The following is a 16,603-nucleotide window of genomic DNA, read 5'->3' as shown; positions in this document are numbered from 1 at the left end:
CGTGCGGCGACGAAACGCACATCCGGGCAACAGAGCCGGGTGGCGAGGTGTCGATTTGCCGCGGCGGAAGTCTCAGCCGATCGGATGGCGTGAGAGGAAATCCATCAGGCCCTGAGCCACTGCCGTCGGGTTTTGCACCATCAGAAGGTGCCCGGCCTCCGGCACGGAGAGGCGCTCGGCCCGCGGGAACCAGGACTGCACGAGCTCGCTCCCTTCGACGAACCGCGTCGCGCTCTCGGCGCCGAGCACATTGAGCACAGGCTGCGTGACGCGTCCGGCCGCCCCTGTCCCGAAACTCCACTGCTGCACGGCCGGCATCTCAGATTGGAAGAACAAGTCGGCCTCGTCGAGCGCCTCGTCGAAGGCGTGTGGAATCACCCGATCCAGCACGGCACGGTAGCCATCTCCGCACACATGTCGCAGGAACCCGTCCACCGCGGCGGCCTTGTCGCCTGATCTATAGGCGGCGATGACCGGCTGTAGCGCGGCAGCGACCTGCTCGGAGCTGGAGATCCCCCGGACGGCGGGTTCGAGCAGTGCCACCGTGCCGACGCGCTCGGGATTCTCCGTCGCCAAGTAGAGTGCGACGAGCGCACCGTAGGAGTGCCCCACGACGTGAGCCTTGTCCCAGCCGACGTGGTCCATCAACCTGACGCAGATTGCAGCATCTTCGGCGACTGTAAGGGCCCGGTATCCCCCAGTGTCCGATTCTCGAAGTCGGCGCCGGTACCGCAAGGTCGAATAGTCCATCAACTGCTCGGCCAGTGGGTCGTACCACGAGACGAAGGCGCTCGCGTGTACGAGGACGACGCGCTCACCGCCCTCGCACAGCTGATAGGTCAGTTCGACGTCGCCGAGCCCCAGACTATCCACGGCGTCCCCCACGGATCCGCTCCATGGAGTCAGTTGTAGCGGAATGGCTCACGAAGTCAAGGGCATCCACGGCACGTCGCACGTAGCGCGAAACGCCTCTAACGAAGCGGGAACCCGAGGCGGATGAGCGATTCCTTCAGCCGATCCCGCCCGTTCAGCCGCGCCGCGGACGCGAGTCGGTCCAGAACCCGTTCGATCCAGGAATGTTCGAGCTGCTGCGCAGAGTAAAAGGCTGCGATCCGCCCCTCGTAGGCGCCGACGTGGTCACGCTGGGCGGGCAGGTCGTATTTCTCGTGGTGCAACACCGCCGCTCGGGGCAGGCGCGGTTTGATCTGGGCGTCGGCGTCCGGATGCGGATGTCCGACGACGAGCCCGAACACCGCGAAGACGTGGGGCGGCAGCCCGAGTTCCGCGGCGACCTCCTCGGGCTTGTTGCGGATCGCACCGATGAAGACCGTTCCCAAGCCGAGGGACTCCGCCGCGGTCACGGCGTTCTGCGCCGCCAGGGCGGCGTCGATGAACCCGAGGTAGCTGCTCTCGAGGAAGTCGGCTCCCTCGATCGGCGCGCCGCGGTCGCCGGCGAGTTGTCGGACGCGGGCGAAGTCGGCGAGCCACACCAGCAGGACGGGGGCCTCGACGATGTGGGCCTGATCGCCGGCGAGCGCGGCCAGACGAGCCTTCCGGTCGGGGTCGCGGACCGCGACCACACTCCACGCCTGGAGGTTCGACGACGTGGCGGCCGACTGCGCCGCCGAGACGAGGACATCGAGGGTCTCGTCGGTCAGCGGATCGGGCAGGTAGCGGCGAACCGACCGGTGCGAATGCAGGGCTTCCAGAACCGGATTCCACTGCGCGGGTTCGGTGAGGGCGGGGTCCCAGTAGCGCTGCTGCAGTGCGGTACGAGGTGCGATGTCTGCGATGGTCACCGGGACAGGAAACCCGACTCCGCGTCCCCACTCCAGGGTTCGGCGCACCGTGATTCCTGCGGGCACCACGAACCGGCCGACCGAACGGCGGCTGTCGAACACCGGCGATCGGCGACAGTTCGATGGTTACCATCAGTTGGTCGTGAGCATGTGTTGTCGACCGAATTGAGGAGTGAACGTGACGGAACGGGTCATCGTCGTGACGGGTGCCGGCTCGGGCATCGGACGATCCATCACGACCGCACTACTCGACGCCGGACACCACGTGGTGCTGACCGGACGGACACGCGACGCCCTCGATCAGACGGCGTACGGGCACGACCACGCGCTCGTGGTACCGGCCGACGTCTCCTCACCCAAGTCCGTGCACAGCGTCTTCGCCGCCGTCGCCGAACGGTTCGGCCGCCTCGACGTACTCGTCAACAACGCCGGCACGTTCGGCCCCTCCGGCGCGGTGGACGAGATCGAACCGGAGGACTGGGACCGGACAGTCGCCGCAAATCTGACTGGGGTCTTCCTCTGCTCCCGAGAGGCGGTGCGAATGATGAAGTCGCAGACACCTCGCGGGGGACGCATCATCAACAACGGCTCACTGTCCGCGCACACGCCACGACCCGCGAGCGTCGCTTACACGGCAACCAAACACGGGGTGTCGGGGTTGACCAAGTCGATCGCGCTCGACGGACGCGACCACGACATCTGCTGCACCCAGATCGACATCGGGAACGCCGCAACCGCCATGACGGCCGGCATCGGCCAATCCGCCCGCCAACCGGACGGATCAGTGCGAGCGGAACCCACCTTCGATCCGCGGTACGTCGCGGACGCGGTGACCCGGCTGGTCGAGCTGCCCCTCGACGTCACCGTGCCGACGATGACGATCATGGCCTCCCGCATGCCGTACATCGGCCGCGGCTGACCACAGTCCGGCGGCGCCCCCGCGGCCGCTACTTGTCCAGTCGACTCGGGCGGCCAGTGCATGCAGCGAACGTTTCCTGCTCTCGTTCGATTCCCCGACCCAGGCGATGCGCCCGTAGACGTACTCGCGAAAGTGCGGTCTTTCGTCACGATTCTGCGAATCCGGTCCGTGCCGAACGCAATTGAACAGCAGCGCCTTCACGTCGTCGTACTCGGCACGGGACGCCTGCGGACGAGTGTTGACCACCAGCCCGGCCAGGTGCTGCCGCCGGTGTGCTCGCATCACCCGGGTCTTGCCGGGGTGGACGGCGAAGCCTTCGTCCGTCACGATCCGGCCGACGGCGTGGATCAGTCGATCCACCGCCAGATCCGAGCCGGAGAACGCGAGGTCGTCGGCATACCGGGTGTACGCGACGCGGTGGGCGCGCGCAAGTCCGGCCAGCCTGCGATCGAGCCGGTGTGCAACCAGATTGGCGAGAGCCGGCGACGTCGGCGCCCCCTGCGGTAGGTGCGCACCCCGGAGCCGGCTCGCCGCGTCGAAGGGAAGCTGCGCGAGGACACCGGGTGGGGTCGACGTCGTGCAGAGCCCGGCGAGCACCCGCGACACCCGGGTCGGATAGCCGAGTGCGTCGAAGACCGCCCGCACCCGCGTCCGCGAAACCGAGGGAAAGAACGCCCGAAGGTCGATGCGCAGCACGACCTCATGCCCCGCATGCGGGCCGGCGAAGGTGTGGACACTGCGGCCTCGGACGAATCCGTGCGCCGCCGCATGAGGCGGAACGCGATCGAGGACGGTCCGCAGAATCCGGCGCTGTACCTCCCTGAGGCGTTCCTTCGGCGCTTCGAGCAGGCGGTTGTCCGGCCGGATCCGATAGCGGTAGTGCTGCAGCGGCGGCGCCTTCGTGCGCAGCCACCCGCCGGGATCGGCGAACCAGTCGAGTTCGGCGGGGGTGAGGCCGACCGCCTCGGCGACCGCGGCGGTGCGCGACCACTGCGGGACGTCGAACCTCCAGTCGTTGCCGGAGACTTCGTCGACAATCGGCTCTGCTCGCTCGATCAGCGGGAGGTCCGACAGCAGCCGAAAGACGCTGTCGATGCCGTCGATCGGCGGCGTGGGCATGAGGTCGTGGAGCCGTGCCGCGATCCGGGCGGCGTCCGGCACTCCGGATTCCTCGAAGCGGAGGACGAGGCCGGCCCTCGTCCAGGTTCCATCGATCGCCGCCGCTGCGAGGCGACGGGCGAACTCGGGCGGCAGGGCCGGACGTTCCGTCATGTGTGCGACGGTGCGAGGTGACCGATACCTGTCGTCTGCGGCGCGCCGGAGCACGCGGAGCATGCGGTCGCGCGTCGGACGGTGTCTCCGGTGAACACTGTCGAGCCAGGGGTTACCCCTGACGTGGTCGCGGTCGGCGAACCGGCCACACCACTCTCACCTCCGCACCGTCGCACCTCGTGAGAATGCCACATGACTTCTGCCGTGCGGGGCCCTATCGGTCTTGCTTTCAAATCGAGCGACTCCGCCGGTCGGAGTGCGCCATCGACCCGGTCAGCGGGGGCACAGGGCGACGACGTCGATTTCGACCAGGAAGTCACCGAGGTGCGATCCGACGGTGGTCCGCGCCGGATACGGGTGCGAGACGAACTTCTGATAGGTCTCGTTGAAACCGGTGAAGTCTCGCGCCGGATTCTGCAGGTGGACGGTCGCTTTGACCACGCGCGAGAAGTCCGAGCCGCACGATTCGAGTACGGCTGCGAGATTGCGCATCGCCTGGTCCGTTTGTTCTTCGATGGTGGAGCCGACGAGCTCCCCCGTATCGGGGTGGTGGGGCGTCTGACCTGCTGTGTACAGGACCCCGTCGGCAATGATCGCCTGAGAGTAGGGCCCTGCGGGGCTGGGTGCATGTTCTGTGCTGATCTGTTGCCTGTTCATGTGCATCTCAATCCTGATTGTTCGTTGCTATCGGTCGCGGGCGGGCGGGTGAGGTGTTCACAGCACCTTCGAGAGAAACGCGCGGGTCCTCTCCTGGTGTGGGTTCCCCAGAACCTCGGCCGGCGGGCCCGCCTCGACGACGACACCCTGATCCATGAAGACGATCTGATCGCTGACCTCGCGGGCAAACCCCAGCTCGTGGGTAACCACGACCATGGTCATACCGGCTTCGGCAAGGGACTTCATCACGTCCAGTACCTCACCGACGAGTTCCGGGTCGAGCGCGGAGGTCGGCTCGTCGAAGAGCAGCAACTTGGGCTTCATCGCCAGGGCGCGGGCAATCGCGATCCGCTGTTGCTGTCCCCCGGACAGCTCCCGTGGGTATGCCTGACCTCGGTTCCCCAGTCCGACACGATCGAGCAGCACGTGTGCCTCCGCCGTCACCTCGTCGCGGGGTCTGCCGAGAACGTGGATCGGGGCTTCGATGATGTTCTCGAGCACGGTCATGTGCGGAAACAAGTTGAAGCGCTGGAACACCATGCCGGCATTCAGTCGAGACCGTGCCGTCTGGCGGGGCTTCATCTCGTGAAGCCGGCCATTGCGTTCCGAGTAGCCGATCAACTGTTGATCCACGTACAGGCAGCCCGCATCAACCTTCTCGAGGTGATTGATGCAGCGCAGGAAGGTTGTCTTCCCAGATCCGGACGGTCCGATGAGGCAGGTCACCGAGCCGCGCTCGACACTGAGGTCGATGCCCTTGAGGATCTCGGTGGCACCGAATCGCTTCCGGACTCCCTCTGCTTTCACCATGACGGTGTTCATTTCGCCCTTCCCAGTGCAAATCGACGGCGTGCGGGGGTGACCGCCGCGGTGAAACCGCGCGCGTAGTGCTTCTCGAGCTTGTCCTGGAAGAAGCTCAGGATGGTGGTCATCAGGAGATACCACAGGCTCGCGACGATGAGCAGCGGGATCGTCTGGTAATTCAGCGAATAGATGATCTGCGCGGAGTACAGCAGATCGGAGATCGCCAGAACGCTGACGAGGGTGGTCCCTTTCAGCATCGAGATCACCTGGTTCCCCGTCGGCGGTAACACCACACGCATCGCCTGAGGAAGAATGACCCGGCGCATCAGCTGAGTCTTGTTCATTCCCAGCGCCTGAGCCGCGTCGTACTGGCCGTTGTCCACCGATCCGATGCCACCGCGGATGATCTCTGCCATGTAGGCCGCTTCGTTCAGGGACAGCCCGAGGAGGGCGGCCCCGAGTGGCGTGATCAGCGTGTTGACGGAACCGATCATGAATTCGGGTCCCCCGAAGGGGATTCCGATCGAGATGGTGGGATACAGGGCTGCGATGTTGTACCAAAAGATCAGTTGGACGAGGAGCGGAGTTCCCCGGAAGAACCAGATGTAGCCGCGGCTGATCGAACTGACGATCGAGTTCTCCGACAGTCGCATGACGGCAAGGAGCGTTCCGAGCGAAATACCGGCAGTCATCGAGACGATCGTCAGGATGATCGTCAGAACAACCCCTCGAAGTATCTCCGGCGCAAAGAGATAGGACGACACGACATTCCAATGGAACCGGTCGTTGGTTGCGACGTTCCACGTCACCGCCACGGCGACGATGAACAGTGCCAGTCCGAATGTTTGCCGGACAGGATGTTTGAGTGGCACAACCGGGATGGACGTGTCCGGGGACGCCGATACCGCCGACGGCGGAGGGAAGGCGTCTCGCGAGGCCAATTGGTGCATGGTAGGTCTCCTTATTGGGCCGCGTTGACGCGAGCTCGGGTGATCATCGCGGACTCCGCACCATATTTCTCGAGGACTTCCCGGTACGCGTCGCCGGCGATGACGGAGTCGAGTGCCGCGGATACGGCGTCGACGAGTGCTGGTTCCTTGGTCACGCCGACCGCGACGGGGGTGTAGTCGAACGTGTCCGACACCTCGATTGCCGGATTGTTGGCCGTGGCGTACTCGAGGATCGGTGAGTCTGCCAGCACAGCATCTTGCCGGCCGCTGGTCAGCGCAGAGATCGCCTGCCGCGTGTCCTGGAACTGGCCGATCCGGATCGGCGGCTTGCCGGCGGCCGCGCAGTCCTGCTCGTAGGCCGGAACGTTGACGGTGAGCTGATACGAGCCCGTCAGGACGCCGACTCTCCTGCCGCAGAGAGTGTCCCTCGTGACGGGCTCCGCTCCCTTCGCGACGACGATGGCATTCCCCATTCGCATGTAGTCGACGAAATCCATTGCCGCCATTCGCTTGGTGGTGGGCGTCATCGAGGACACCGTCATGTCGTAGCGTCCGGCAGCGATGCCGGGAATGATGGAGTCGAAATTGACAACCTTGATGTCGACATCCAGGTTCAGGGCCTTCCCGATGAGTCTCGCAATGTCGGGGTTCGTGCCCGTCATGTACCGGGTGCCCTCCGAATAGAACTGGGTAGGAGGTTCGTTCGTCGGGATCGCCACCCGCAGCGTGTGCCGTGCGGACACCGAACCGGGCAGCAGTGCGACGGCCGATTCGTTCACCGCAAGCGACGGCGTGCTGTCACCCTCGACGGGAGCCGAGGCCGGCGGGTCCGCAAATTCCTCGAGCCGACCGCAACCAACCGTGGAGAGGAGAAGGGCGGCGAGTGCGCCGGCACACAGGAATCGGTGAGAGTAGCCTCCGGGACGACTCGTCATGACGAGGACTTCCGCTTCGGGGTGGCCGTGCGCGGTCCGGTGGACGCGTTCGTCGAGCGGGCGAAGGCGGCGTGGCGGTTCCTCACGAGGGACGGCCCGCTGTCCTGCAGTTCCTTGATGCTCGACACCCCCAGCAGCATCATCGTTCGGGTCATCTCCTCCGCGAAGATCCGCAGCACGTGCGCAACACCCTCCTGGCCCGCCGCCGCGAGGCCGTAGAGGTAGGGACGGCCGATCGCGCACGCAGTCGCCCCCAGCGCCAGCGCCTTGATCGCGTCCGAGCCACGGCGGATGCCGCCGTCGACGATGATCTCGACCCGACCGTTCACGCGTTCGACGATCTCCGGCAGAACGTCCAGCGGGGAGGCCATGTGATCGAGTTGCCGACCGCCGTGGTTGCTGACCTGGATGGCGTCGATCCCGATGTCGGCGGCGATCGCCGCATCGTCGGCGCTGACGCACCCCTTGAGGGCGATCGGACCGCTCCATCGGGAGCGCAAGTCGCAGAGGGTGTCCCAATCGGTGGGTTCGTAGGAACCCGACAGCAGGGTTCGCCACATATCCGGCGTGCTCGCCAGCGGCCCCTCCGCGATGGTTCCGTCGAGATTGGGGAAAGCGATCGCGTCGTTGCGCAGAAACCTCCACGCCCATACGGGATGGAGTGCCCCTTCGACGACCGTCCGCGGTTTCAGGGACGGGGGTGCAGTGAAGCCGTTGCGGTAGTCGCGTTCGCGATGACCGATCGCTCGGCAATCGACGTTGACCAGCAAGGCCTCGTATCCCGCGTTCGCTGTCCGGTCGAGCATCGCCTGGAGCATGCCCTTGTCCGCCATCGGTTCGATGTTGAACCAGCGACGAAGGCCCGGGGTCTGCGCGCTGACCAGTTCCATCGGCGTCGTACTCAGGTGTGCCAGACCGTACGGGACATTCGCTGCGAGAGCAGCACGCGCCGCACCGAGTTCGCCCTCCGGGTGAAAGAGGCGTGTTCCCCCGGTGGGAGAGAGCATCAACGGCATGGCGACCGGCTTGCCCAGGAGACTCGACGCCAGGTCGAGGTTCTCCACCGCGCCCCAGCGTGGCACGAAGGACCAGTCGTCGAACGAGCAACGATTGCGGCGGACCGACGCTTCGTCCTCGCCGCCGCCCTCGATGTAGTCGAAGATGCTCAGCGGGAGACGGGCGGCGGCCAGCTTTCGTACGTCCTCGATGCTGTGGCATCGCCGTGCAAGCCGTTGTGACGCGGACCGAGCGGGGCCCTCGACATTCACTAACGACCTGATATCTCTGAGTTTCATCGGGACTCCTCGAAGTGGTGCTGACACCCGGTGCGCGGGGTGGAACCAATAGTGATCCAGACCTCACCTGGTTCATATGGAGGAGTTTCCAAGCTCGAAAACAATGCTTGTAAGATGTTCCAAATGGATCGAACGGAGGAATCGTCGCCTCATCGCGACACGACACCTGCGCCGATCGCGCTGTCAGCCTGGAACAGGCTGGTGCAGGAAGATCTGCTGCACGTCAACCCGACCGCCGAGAATCTCCGCCGTCCCGTCGCCGACGTACAGCTCTACGACGCACTCGACGACCAGGCGAACGTCAGGAACACCGTCGTCCTCGCGATGGGGGTGTCCTGTGGGTCCGCCGGATTCGAGCGGATACTCGTCCACGCCGCCGACGGCGAGGCCGCCGCCGTGATCGTCAAAGCACGAGGAACACCGATCGAGGACCTGCGGGCCGCGTCCAGTCGTCACGACGTTCCCGTGCTCGTCGTCGGCGACGACGCGGATTGGACACGACTGATCGCGATGGCACGAACAGCGGTCGCGGGTGCTGCGGTCGATTCGGTATCGGGCGTGCGCCTGGGCGATCTGTTCGCCTTCGCCAACGCCGTTGCCTCGATAACCAATGGCGCCGCCAGCATCGTCGATCCTTCGGGCCGCATCCTCGGATACTCCACGGTGCCGGGCCAGCCGATCGACGACCTACGGCGCGAGACGACTCTGACCCTGCAGGAGCGGACACCTCCAGCCCTCGACGCCGATTTCAAGGTCGTCTACTCCTCCACCGCCGCACTGTTCGTGCAGTCGCCCAGCGGGATCGCGGACCGGCTGGCGCTCGCGGTCCGGGCGGGCGGGGAACTGCTCGGATCGATCTGGATCATCGATCCCGGAGGTGAACGCCGCCAACCGGCCCTCGATGCGCTCGACAGGCTGGCGCCGCTGGCCGGACTGCACATGCTTCACGCCCGGTCCGCTTCCGATTTCACCGAACGACGCAACGCCGATCTCATGCGGACGTTGATGGACGATCCGGCCCGGGCCTCGTTCGCCGCCGCGCAACTCGGTCTCGAGTTCACCGACGGATTCGCCATCGCGGCGTTCGCCCTCACCCATCCGAACGGCGGCAGCCTCGACGCCATGCGCGAGCAACATCGGCTACTGCAGCTCGTGACCGTCACGTGCAACGTCCAGTTCCGCAGTGCGTACAGCGCCCTCATCGACTCGGTCGTGTATGCGCTGTTGCCCTGCGCGGGCGACTCTCCCCGTGCAGCCCACCGTCGCGTCATTCGTGACATCGGCTCCTACGCGACGACGATCAGCGCGCATCCCGTCGTCTCCGCTGTGGGCGGGATCGCCGAGCAGATCAGCGAGCTACCTCGATCCCGGACCGAGGCGCTGCGCACACTGCGGTACCTGATGCACCACCAGTCGGTCACGCGAGAGAATCCGACACCTCGAGCCCCGGCAGCGGCTGTGTTCGAAGACTATTGGACCGAGCTCAACCTACTGGAGATCGGTAAGTACATCACCGAGAAGCATCTGGACAAGTTCGACGTCATCGATGCGATCCGGGCGTACGACGCCACCCATCACACCGACTTTCTGATCACTCTACGTGCGTACTTCGATTCGAACGCGAACGTGTCCAAGGCGGCTGACCGAATGCATGTCCACGGCAATACCATTCGGTACCGGATCACCCGTCTCGCCGAAGAGTTTCAGATCGACTTCGACAATCCGACCACGCGGCTGTGGCTGTGGCTCCGACTCGTTTCGACAGACCTCATGTGAGTGGACGCAAGTAGCGTGGCGGCGAGTGCTGCCGCCAGAACGATGCCCGACGCGACGAGCAATGCCAGGTGGTAGCCATCGGAAAGCAGTGGTGTGACGATGAGCGGGCCCCCGATCTGACCGAGACTGTATCCGGTCGTCAGGATCGCGACCGCCCGTGGGAACTGGAGGTGAGCGCCGATCGTCAACGACATCTGACTGATGCCGAGGAATGTTCCCCCGAACAGGAAGGCAGAGATCAGGGCGGCCCAGATGCCGTCTGCCACCGCCGGCAGCGCAATGCCGGCGGCCTGAACGACGAGGGCGGTCACCAGCAGGATCGGGCGAGACCATCGCCGGCCGAGCAACGCCCAGAGTGGAGCGGACGGTAGCGCCGCCAGCCCGACGATCACCCAGGCGCCACTGCCGGCGAAGCTGCCTGCGGTGTGGTCGATCGCTGCGACGAGAAAAGTGCCGGCGATGATGTATCCGACGCCCTCGAGGGAATAGCTGATGAACAGCATGCTGAACCAGCGGCGCTTCCTCTTGGGCGATTTTCGGCGCTCCACCGTCGGCGCCATGGGAGCGCGTTCCGGCGTGAGCGTCCACGCGGCGAGGGTGCAGATCAGGGTCAGCAGTGCAGCCGCCCACCACACCGCCTCCCACGTGCTCATCGACCGCAGGATCAGGACGACGAGTCCCGACAGGGCGATACCCGCCCCGATTCCGCCGAACGCCCACCCCGACAGGTGCGCTGCGTGCCCACTCAGGTGGAAGTGCATGGCGCCGACAGCGACGACGAACACCAACGCACTGGTGACACCTGCGATGAATCGCAACACGCCCCAGAAGGTTTCGTTCGATGCCACCGGCATCAACGCCAGCGTGAGGGTCAGGACGAGCAGCGAGAACCGCAGGGTTGCCGCCGAGCGCATCATCCCGGGAAGGACGATTCCGGCGAGCGCCCCGATGAGATATCCGAGATAGTTTGCCGTCGCCAGAGCGGCGCCCGCCGACGGTGTCAATCCCGCCTGGGCCTCCATCAGCGGAAGTACGGGTGTGTAGACGAACCGCCCGATACCCATGCTGGCCGCCAGTGCAGCCCCCACCTGGCCGACCGTGATCCACGGCGAGGTCGGTGTTCGGAACGTGAATCGCTCGTCGGCGCTACTTAGTGCGTTCATGCCTTCTCTTCCAAGGACGTTCGCCGCCGAACCTAGCGAGCGACGGATCTCAGCGAGGCCGGACGGCTGGACTGGTGGGTGTGGAACAGGAACCGGGACAGGGCCGGTGTCGTCGTCGAGTCCTTCCGGCGGATGAAGAGCGTCTCCGCGCGCGCGTCGGCCGGCGCGAGGTGATGCACCTTCAGGGCCGACGCCAACGGAGACGCGGTCACCACGCCCAGCGGCAGCAGCGTCACACCCACTCCCGCGGCCGCGCACCCGAGGATGCCCTCGAGGCTTCCGAACTCGAGGACGTCCGGGCCCGGCAGACCGTGCTGCTCGAAGAGTCGCTCGAGTCGGGCGCGGTAGGCGCATCCTGCGCGGAGGACGAGGACCTTGTGCCGCCGTCCGTCAGCAGGCACCGAGTCCAGATCCGCGAGGCGAACGCCGCTCACCAGCACCAATTGCTCGACGAACACCTGCTCGGAGACCAGGTCCGGATGCCGCACCGGTCCGCAGACGAACGCCCCGTCGAGTCGATGCTCGAGCACCTGGGTGGTGAGGGCGTCGGTCGTGTCGGTCGTCAGGGTGAAGTCGACTCGGGGGCAGTCCTCGCTGAAGGCGGCCAGCACCCCGGGGAGCCGCAATCCCGCGGTGGTCTCCATGGAGCCGATCGCGAGTCGTCCGGAAGGATCCAGGTCGTCGCCGACGACCTGCGTCACTTCGCGTACGAGCCGAGTGATGTGTTCGGCGTACGGCAGCAGACGTTCGCCGGGGTTTGTCAGAGTCACTCCGCGCGCATGGCGGCGAAACAGTTCCACTCCGAGTTCGTCCTCGAGCGCCCGGATCCGTGAGCTGATGTTCGACTGCACCGTCAGAAGTTCTTTCGAAGCCCGAGAGATTCCCCCGGCGCGGGCCACTGCCAGGAAGAAGCTCAGGTCGCCGATGTCCATCAGACGTCCCGCGCTTCTCTCCACAGGTCCCGGACGATCTCTTCGGCGGGGGCCGACCGGGCACTGCGATACCCGAGGCCGGCCCACAGGGCGAGGCCCTGCGGATCGTCCGCGGCGCCCGCCGCGGCCCGCAGCCCACTGGTCAGCAGGTGAACCTGCGGATATGCCGTCACCGCGTAGGCATCGAAGTCGATGATGAAATCGTTGACCAGGCCGCGGGCGGGACGACCCGAGAACGCGCGGGTGACGACGCTGTCGGTGAAGCGGGCGTCGTGCAACGCGGCCCGGTGGGCGGGTTTGGTCCCTGCCTCGTCGGCGTCGAGGAGAGCGGTACCGATCTGCACGGCAGTGGCACCGGCTTCGAGTGTTGCCGCAACGTCTGCGCCCGTCGCGATCCCTCCCGCCGCGACGAGGGGAAGGTCGACCGCGGCGCGGGCCGCCTCGACCAGTTCTCGGGTCGGACGTGGGTCCGGCTCCGCATCCGGATCGAGCGTCGCCCGATGCCCGCCTGCGTCGACTCCCTGCAGACAGATCGCATCGACGCCCCGCTCGGCGGCCGCCCGCGCCTCGTCGACATCCGACACCGTGGCCACGACCGCAGTGCCGGCAGCGTGCAACCGATCGACGACGCCCCGCGGCGGAAGGCCGAACGTGAAGGACACCACGGACACGGCGAGCTCGACCGCGAGGTCGACCTTGGCGTCGAACGCGTCGTCGTCGTGGTCGACGACCTCGGGCAGCACCACGTTCCGGCGTTCGGCGAGCGGCTGCAACCGCTCCCGATAGGTCTCCACGGCCGCGCGGTCGGCCAGGGGACGGCCTGGGACGAAGAGATTGAGTCCGAATGGTGCGTCCGTCAGAGCGCGAACCGCGTCGACCTCATGGCGAACCGCGTCGACGCTCTTGTACCCGGCCGCAAGGAAACCGAGGCCGCCGGTGGACGAGACCGCAGCAACGAGTTCGGGGGTGCTCGGCCCTCCCGCCATGGGCGCCCCGACGATGGGAATTCGGAGGTCTTCCTCGAAATCGAACACCAGGATCCTTTCGGTGGATGGGTGCGTGAGGAACGAGGTTCACCCCTTCTCACGCTTCCGTCCACCATCGTGCACCGCCGCATCGGGGAGCGGAAATGCCGTTTCGGCTGGATCTATGCTTGGCAGTTATGACCATCGAACTGCGGCATCTGCGAGCGGTCGTGGCGGTCGCCGAGGCGGGCTCGTTCACCGCCGCGGCGACCGCGCTCCACATCACGCAACCGGCACTGACCCGAACGGTGCAGCAACTCGAGGCCTCGCTCGGCGTGCGTTTGTTCGACCGGACCTCGCGTGCGCTCACCCTCACCGAGGACGGCGCCGGGTTCGTCGAGAAGGTGCGCGTCATTCTCGGTGATCTCGATTCCGCGGTGGCGCTGTACACCACCCGAACCCTCGCCCTGGGCTTCAGTTGGCTCCTCCCCGATCCGTGGGCGCAGCAGGTGATCGACGACGTCGAGAGGAACTCCCGCGCCACCGTGGTTCCGCGTCGCTGCGACGACCCCATCGCCGCACTGAACAACGCCACCGTGGACGCCGCGGTCGTCCGCCGGGACGTCCCGGGCGACGAGTTCGTGCAGCATCCGCTGTTCGAGGAGCAGCGGATCGCGGCGGTATCCGCTGCCTCGCCTCTCGCGAGCCGCGAGTCCATCGACTGGGCGGAGTTCGGAACTCTTCCTCTGGTCATCAACACCCTCAGCGGCACCACGTCCGAGGATCTGTGGCCGAACCACGACGGCCCGGTGGTGACGTGCTCGAACTTCGACGAGTGGCTCGAACTGATCGCTGCGGATCGCGGTGTGGGCACGGTTCCGGAAGTCGCCCGGCGGCGGGTAAACCACCGCAACGTCCGGTTCATCCCGCTGGTCGGTGCGCCGCCCGCGGTCGTGAGGTTCGTGTACCGCCGCAACCGGGTGACGCCGCTCCTGCGAGTTCTGCGGGACGCCGCGATCCGCAACTCTCCCCCACCCGGCGCCACCGTCCGTCAACGGCGCTGACCGTCACCGCCGCCACGCAGTTGCGCGATCTCCCGCTCCAGTTCGGCATTGCGGGATTTCAGGATATCGATTTCGTCCTGCAATCCCTTGCGGGCCAACGTGAGCGATTCCTGCATCCGCGCCTCGCCGTACTTCGGGGGAATGTTCTTCGTGCAGTTCCGGTCCAGCGCCTCGACGTGGACGACGAGCGCGCGGTCACAGCCGGCCTTCACGACCCCGTCAGCCGTGGCGAGGAGCCTGGCGACGAGATCCGGATCGTCGGCACGCTCGACGACCTCGGCTCGTCCGTAAACCTTGACTCTGGTGCGGGTGGGGTAGTCGATGAAGAAGAGGGCCACTGCGTCGTTCTCGTCGAGGTTGCCGACCGTGACGAACTGCTGATTTCCCGAATAATCCGCGAGCGCGATCGTCGAGGGATCGAGCACGTGCACGAAGCCGGTCGGACCGCCCCGGTGTTGGATGTAGGGCCACCCGGAGGGCGTCACCGTCGCGACGAAGAACGAATCGGTGGCACGGATCAGTGCGGTCACAGTTGTGTCGAGTTCGTCGGGCCTGCCGGTGTTTTCGCCCTGAGCTCGCCTCCGCCCGTACCAGTGGATGCTTCCCGTCGCCTTCTGCCGCTCGGCCACCGGGGCGGTGAACGCGATCGCACCGTACCGGGTCGGGTGTCTCATGACGAGCACTCGGAATCGATCTGCTTCCACGCCCGCCGGACTATCGGGCTGTCCACTCCCCGCCGCAACGTCAGCACGAACACCACTGCCGTGACCGCGGTGATCGCGACGGGATAGATCAGCCCGGCAAGGACGTTCCCGGTCGCGGTGTTGAGCGAGAGCGCCACCAGAGGGGTGAAGCCACCGAACACGCCGGTCCCGATATGGTAGGCCAGGGACAGTCCGGTGTAGCGGATCTGCGGTGGGAACAATTCGGACAGGAAGGCCGCCGTGGGCCCGTAGATCATGGTGACGAAGACGACCTGGATCGTCAGTGCCAGGACCATCTGGAACTGGTCGCCGTGGACGGCGGCGTGTCGAATCCACGCGAACAGCGGAAGGTAGCCGGCTGCCGAAAAGACCAGTCCGCACAGGATGATCCGGGTCCGTCCATGCTTGTCGGACAGCTTTCCGAAGAGGACGAAGAACGGTGTCGCGATGACCAGTGCGATCCCGACGGAGACATTGGCGGTGAGGAAGTCGATCTTCAAGATCGTCTGCAGGAAGTACAGCGTGTAGAACTGGCTCGTGTACCAGGCGACCCCCAGACCGGCGGTCACCCCGAAGACCACGACGAGTAGCAACGCAAAGGACGGCTTGTGCGCGACGGCATCCTTGATCGGTGAACGCGAGAGGTTTCCGGTCCGTCGCATCTCCTCGAACACCGGCGACTCGTGCATCTTCATGCGGATCTTCAGCGAGAAGAGCACCAGGACCGCGGACAGGAGGAACGGGATCCGCCAGCCCCACGAGTCGAATGCCTCCTCGCCCAAACTGACCCGGCAGAGCACGATGACGCCGATCGACAGCAGCAGACCGCCGGTCGCGGTGGTTTGGAGAACACTCGTGAGAGCTCCGCGTTTCTTCGAAGGCGAGTTCTCCGCGATGTAGACGACGGCGCCCCCGTACTCACCGCCGATCGCGAGCCCCTGCAGCAGCCGCAACGTCACCAGCAGTATCGGCGCCAGGATTCCTATGTGGTCATAGGTGGGCATCAGTCCGAGCATCGTGGTGGCGCCGCCCATGATGAGCAACGTCGTCAAGAACGTCTTCTTACGTCCGACCCGGTCCCCCATTCTGCCGAACACGACGGCGCCGATGGGGCGCACGACGAAGCCCGTTCCGAAGGCGGCAATCGTGACGAGTAGTGCTGTGGTTCCGTTTCCTTCGGGAAAGAACATCCCCGAGAACACGACTGCGAGACTGCCGTAGATGTAGAAGTCGTACCATTCGATCAACGTTCCGACGCTGGACGCGGTGATGATCTTGCGAAGACTGCTCTTCGCGACACCGCTCGCGAGAGCAGGTGGTGAAACGGACTGGCTGGTCATGGGGAATCCTTCTGGGGGACGCGCGGGG

The 16,603-nt window shown here is 65.8% G+C and carries 15 protein-coding genes and 1 pseudogene; 3 read left to right on the top strand and 13 right to left on the bottom strand.

All coding sequences use genetic code 11. The features are described from left to right. Positions 1–72 precede the first annotated feature (72 nt). Positions 73–885 carry an alpha/beta fold hydrolase gene (locus BLV94_RS43290; RefSeq protein WP_083395839.1) on the bottom strand — a complete coding sequence of 271 codons (813 nt, stop codon included), beginning with the start codon at positions 883–885 and terminating at the stop codon, positions 73–75. A gap of 86 nt (positions 886–971) precedes the next feature. Beyond that, positions 972–1,799, bottom strand: coding sequence for an NADPH-dependent oxidoreductase (locus tag BLV94_RS43285; RefSeq protein ID WP_072941939.1), 828 nt, complete (start codon positions 1,797–1,799; stop codon positions 972–974). A 172-nt stretch (positions 1,800–1,971) separates the two neighbouring features. Here BLV94_RS43285 and BLV94_RS43280 point away from each other — a divergent pair, with 172 nt between their 5' ends. After that, positions 1,972–2,718, top strand: a complete 747-nt coding sequence (locus tag BLV94_RS43280) for an SDR family oxidoreductase (protein WP_072941643.1) — start codon at positions 1,972–1,974, stop codon at positions 2,716–2,718. 336 nt (positions 2,719–3,054) lie between these two features. Here the strand turns inward: BLV94_RS43280 and BLV94_RS51175 are convergent. From BLV94_RS51175 to BLV94_RS43250, 6 genes and pseudogenes are all read right to left on the bottom strand, one after another. After that, a pseudogene (locus BLV94_RS51175) lies at positions 3,055–3,837 on the bottom strand (reverse transcriptase family protein); the annotation flags it as partial. Between the two features lie 426 nt (positions 3,838–4,263). Beyond that, positions 4,264–4,647 carry a RidA family protein gene (locus BLV94_RS43270; RefSeq protein WP_072941942.1) on the bottom strand — a complete coding sequence of 128 codons (384 nt, stop codon included), beginning with the start codon at positions 4,645–4,647 and terminating at the stop codon, positions 4,264–4,266. Between the two features lie 57 nt (positions 4,648–4,704). After that, a complete protein-coding gene (locus tag BLV94_RS43265; RefSeq protein WP_072941645.1) occupies positions 4,705–5,469 on the bottom strand; it encodes an amino acid ABC transporter ATP-binding protein in 765 nt (254 codons plus the stop codon). Further along, positions 5,466–6,401 carry an amino acid ABC transporter permease gene (locus tag BLV94_RS43260; RefSeq protein ID WP_072941646.1) on the bottom strand — a complete coding sequence of 312 codons (936 nt, stop codon included), beginning with the start codon at positions 6,399–6,401 and terminating at the stop codon, positions 5,466–5,468. The genes BLV94_RS43265 and BLV94_RS43260 overlap by 4 nt, the downstream gene beginning before the upstream one ends. An 11-nt stretch (positions 6,402–6,412) precedes the next feature. Beyond that, complete coding sequence (locus BLV94_RS43255) at positions 6,413–7,336, bottom strand: transporter substrate-binding domain-containing protein (RefSeq protein WP_072941648.1); 924 nt, start codon at positions 7,334–7,336, stop codon at positions 6,413–6,415. Beyond that, positions 7,333–8,631 (bottom strand): alpha-hydroxy acid oxidase, encoded by a 1,299-nt coding sequence (locus BLV94_RS43250; RefSeq protein WP_244163773.1) that lies wholly within the window; start codon positions 8,629–8,631, stop codon positions 7,333–7,335. The genes BLV94_RS43255 and BLV94_RS43250 overlap by 4 nt, the downstream gene beginning before the upstream one ends. A 51-nt stretch (positions 8,632–8,682) precedes the next feature. Here BLV94_RS43250 and BLV94_RS43245 point away from each other — a divergent pair, with 51 nt between their 5' ends. Further along, positions 8,683–10,407: a PucR family transcriptional regulator gene (locus tag BLV94_RS43245; RefSeq protein ID WP_244163772.1), complete on the top strand. Its 1,725-nt coding sequence runs from the start codon at positions 8,683–8,685 to the stop codon at positions 10,405–10,407. Here BLV94_RS43245 and BLV94_RS43240 read toward each other — a convergent pair. From BLV94_RS43240 to BLV94_RS43230, 3 genes are read right to left on the bottom strand one after another with little or no spacing between them, the layout of a single operon-like run. Continuing rightward, positions 10,335–11,570 (bottom strand): YbfB/YjiJ family MFS transporter, encoded by a 1,236-nt coding sequence (locus BLV94_RS43240; protein ID WP_083395838.1) that lies wholly within the window; start codon positions 11,568–11,570, stop codon positions 10,335–10,337. The two genes, BLV94_RS43245 and BLV94_RS43240, sit on opposite strands and share 73 nt — an antisense overlap. Before the next feature lie 32 nt (positions 11,571–11,602). After that, positions 11,603–12,502 (bottom strand): LysR substrate-binding domain-containing protein, encoded by a 900-nt coding sequence (locus BLV94_RS43235; protein WP_072941651.1) that lies wholly within the window; start codon positions 12,500–12,502, stop codon positions 11,603–11,605. Next, the gene (locus BLV94_RS43230) at positions 12,502–13,536 is read right to left on the bottom strand and encodes an NAD(P)H-dependent flavin oxidoreductase (RefSeq protein WP_072941653.1); all 1,035 of its coding nucleotides are present in this window, start codon (positions 13,534–13,536) and stop codon (positions 12,502–12,504) included. The genes BLV94_RS43235 and BLV94_RS43230 overlap by 1 nt, the downstream gene beginning before the upstream one ends. A gap of 128 nt (positions 13,537–13,664) precedes the next feature. Between BLV94_RS43230 and BLV94_RS43225 the strand changes: the two genes are divergently transcribed. Further along, on the top strand, positions 13,665–14,531 hold the full coding sequence (locus BLV94_RS43225; RefSeq protein ID WP_072941655.1) for a LysR family transcriptional regulator: 867 nt from the start codon (positions 13,665–13,667) through the stop codon (positions 14,529–14,531). On the opposite strand, the gene BLV94_RS43220 is transcribed toward BLV94_RS43225, so the two are convergent. Together BLV94_RS43220 and BLV94_RS43215 are read right to left on the bottom strand one after the other, a co-directional pair. Continuing rightward, complete coding sequence (locus BLV94_RS43220) at positions 14,519–15,205, bottom strand: pyridoxamine 5'-phosphate oxidase family protein (RefSeq protein WP_072941948.1); 687 nt, start codon at positions 15,203–15,205, stop codon at positions 14,519–14,521. The two genes, BLV94_RS43225 and BLV94_RS43220, sit on opposite strands and share 13 nt — an antisense overlap. After that, entirely contained in the window at positions 15,202–16,575 is a 1,374-nt protein-coding gene (locus BLV94_RS43215) for an MFS transporter (RefSeq protein WP_072941657.1), read from the bottom strand. Before BLV94_RS43215 ends, BLV94_RS43220 begins: the two co-directional genes overlap by 4 nt. Positions 16,576–16,603 lie beyond the last annotated feature (28 nt).

The sequence above is a fragment of the Rhodococcus koreensis genome (genome assembly GCF_900105905.1).
Taxonomy (GTDB): domain Bacteria; phylum Actinomycetota; class Actinomycetes; order Mycobacteriales; family Mycobacteriaceae; genus Rhodococcus_F; species Rhodococcus_F koreensis.
The sequence above is the reverse complement of the archived record's forward strand: the minus strand, read 5'-3'. Positions and strand labels throughout refer to the sequence as shown.

Bases quoted from the DNA above. Each gene is read 5' to 3' on its own strand.
- BLV94_RS43260 (WP_072941646.1), bottom strand. From the start codon at position 6,401: ATGCACCAATTGGCCTCGCGAGACGCCTTCCCTCCGCCGTCGGCGGTA.
- BLV94_RS43215 (WP_072941657.1), bottom strand. From the start codon at position 16,575: ATGACCAGCCAGTCCGTTTCACCACCTGCTCTCGCGAGCGGTGTCGCG.
- BLV94_RS43220 (WP_072941948.1), bottom strand. From the start codon at position 15,205: ATGAGACACCCGACCCGGTACGGTGCGATCGCGTTCACCGCCCCGGTG.
- BLV94_RS43250 (WP_244163773.1), bottom strand. From the start codon at position 8,631: ATGAAACTCAGAGATATCAGGTCGTTAGTGAATGTCGAGGGCCCCGCT.
- BLV94_RS43225 (WP_072941655.1), top strand. From the start codon at position 13,665: ATGACCATCGAACTGCGGCATCTGCGAGCGGTCGTGGCGGTCGCCGAG.
- BLV94_RS43235 (WP_072941651.1), bottom strand. From the start codon at position 12,502: ATGGACATCGGCGACCTGAGCTTCTTCCTGGCAGTGGCCCGCGCCGGG.
- BLV94_RS43255 (WP_072941648.1), bottom strand. From the start codon at position 7,336: ATGACGAGTCGTCCCGGAGGCTACTCTCACCGATTCCTGTGTGCCGGC.
- BLV94_RS43270 (WP_072941942.1), bottom strand. From the start codon at position 4,647: ATGAACAGGCAACAGATCAGCACAGAACATGCACCCAGCCCCGCAGGG.
- BLV94_RS43265 (WP_072941645.1), bottom strand. From the start codon at position 5,469: ATGAACACCGTCATGGTGAAAGCAGAGGGAGTCCGGAAGCGATTCGGT.
- BLV94_RS43240 (WP_083395838.1), bottom strand. From the start codon at position 11,570: ATGAACGCACTAAGTAGCGCCGACGAGCGATTCACGTTCCGAACACCG.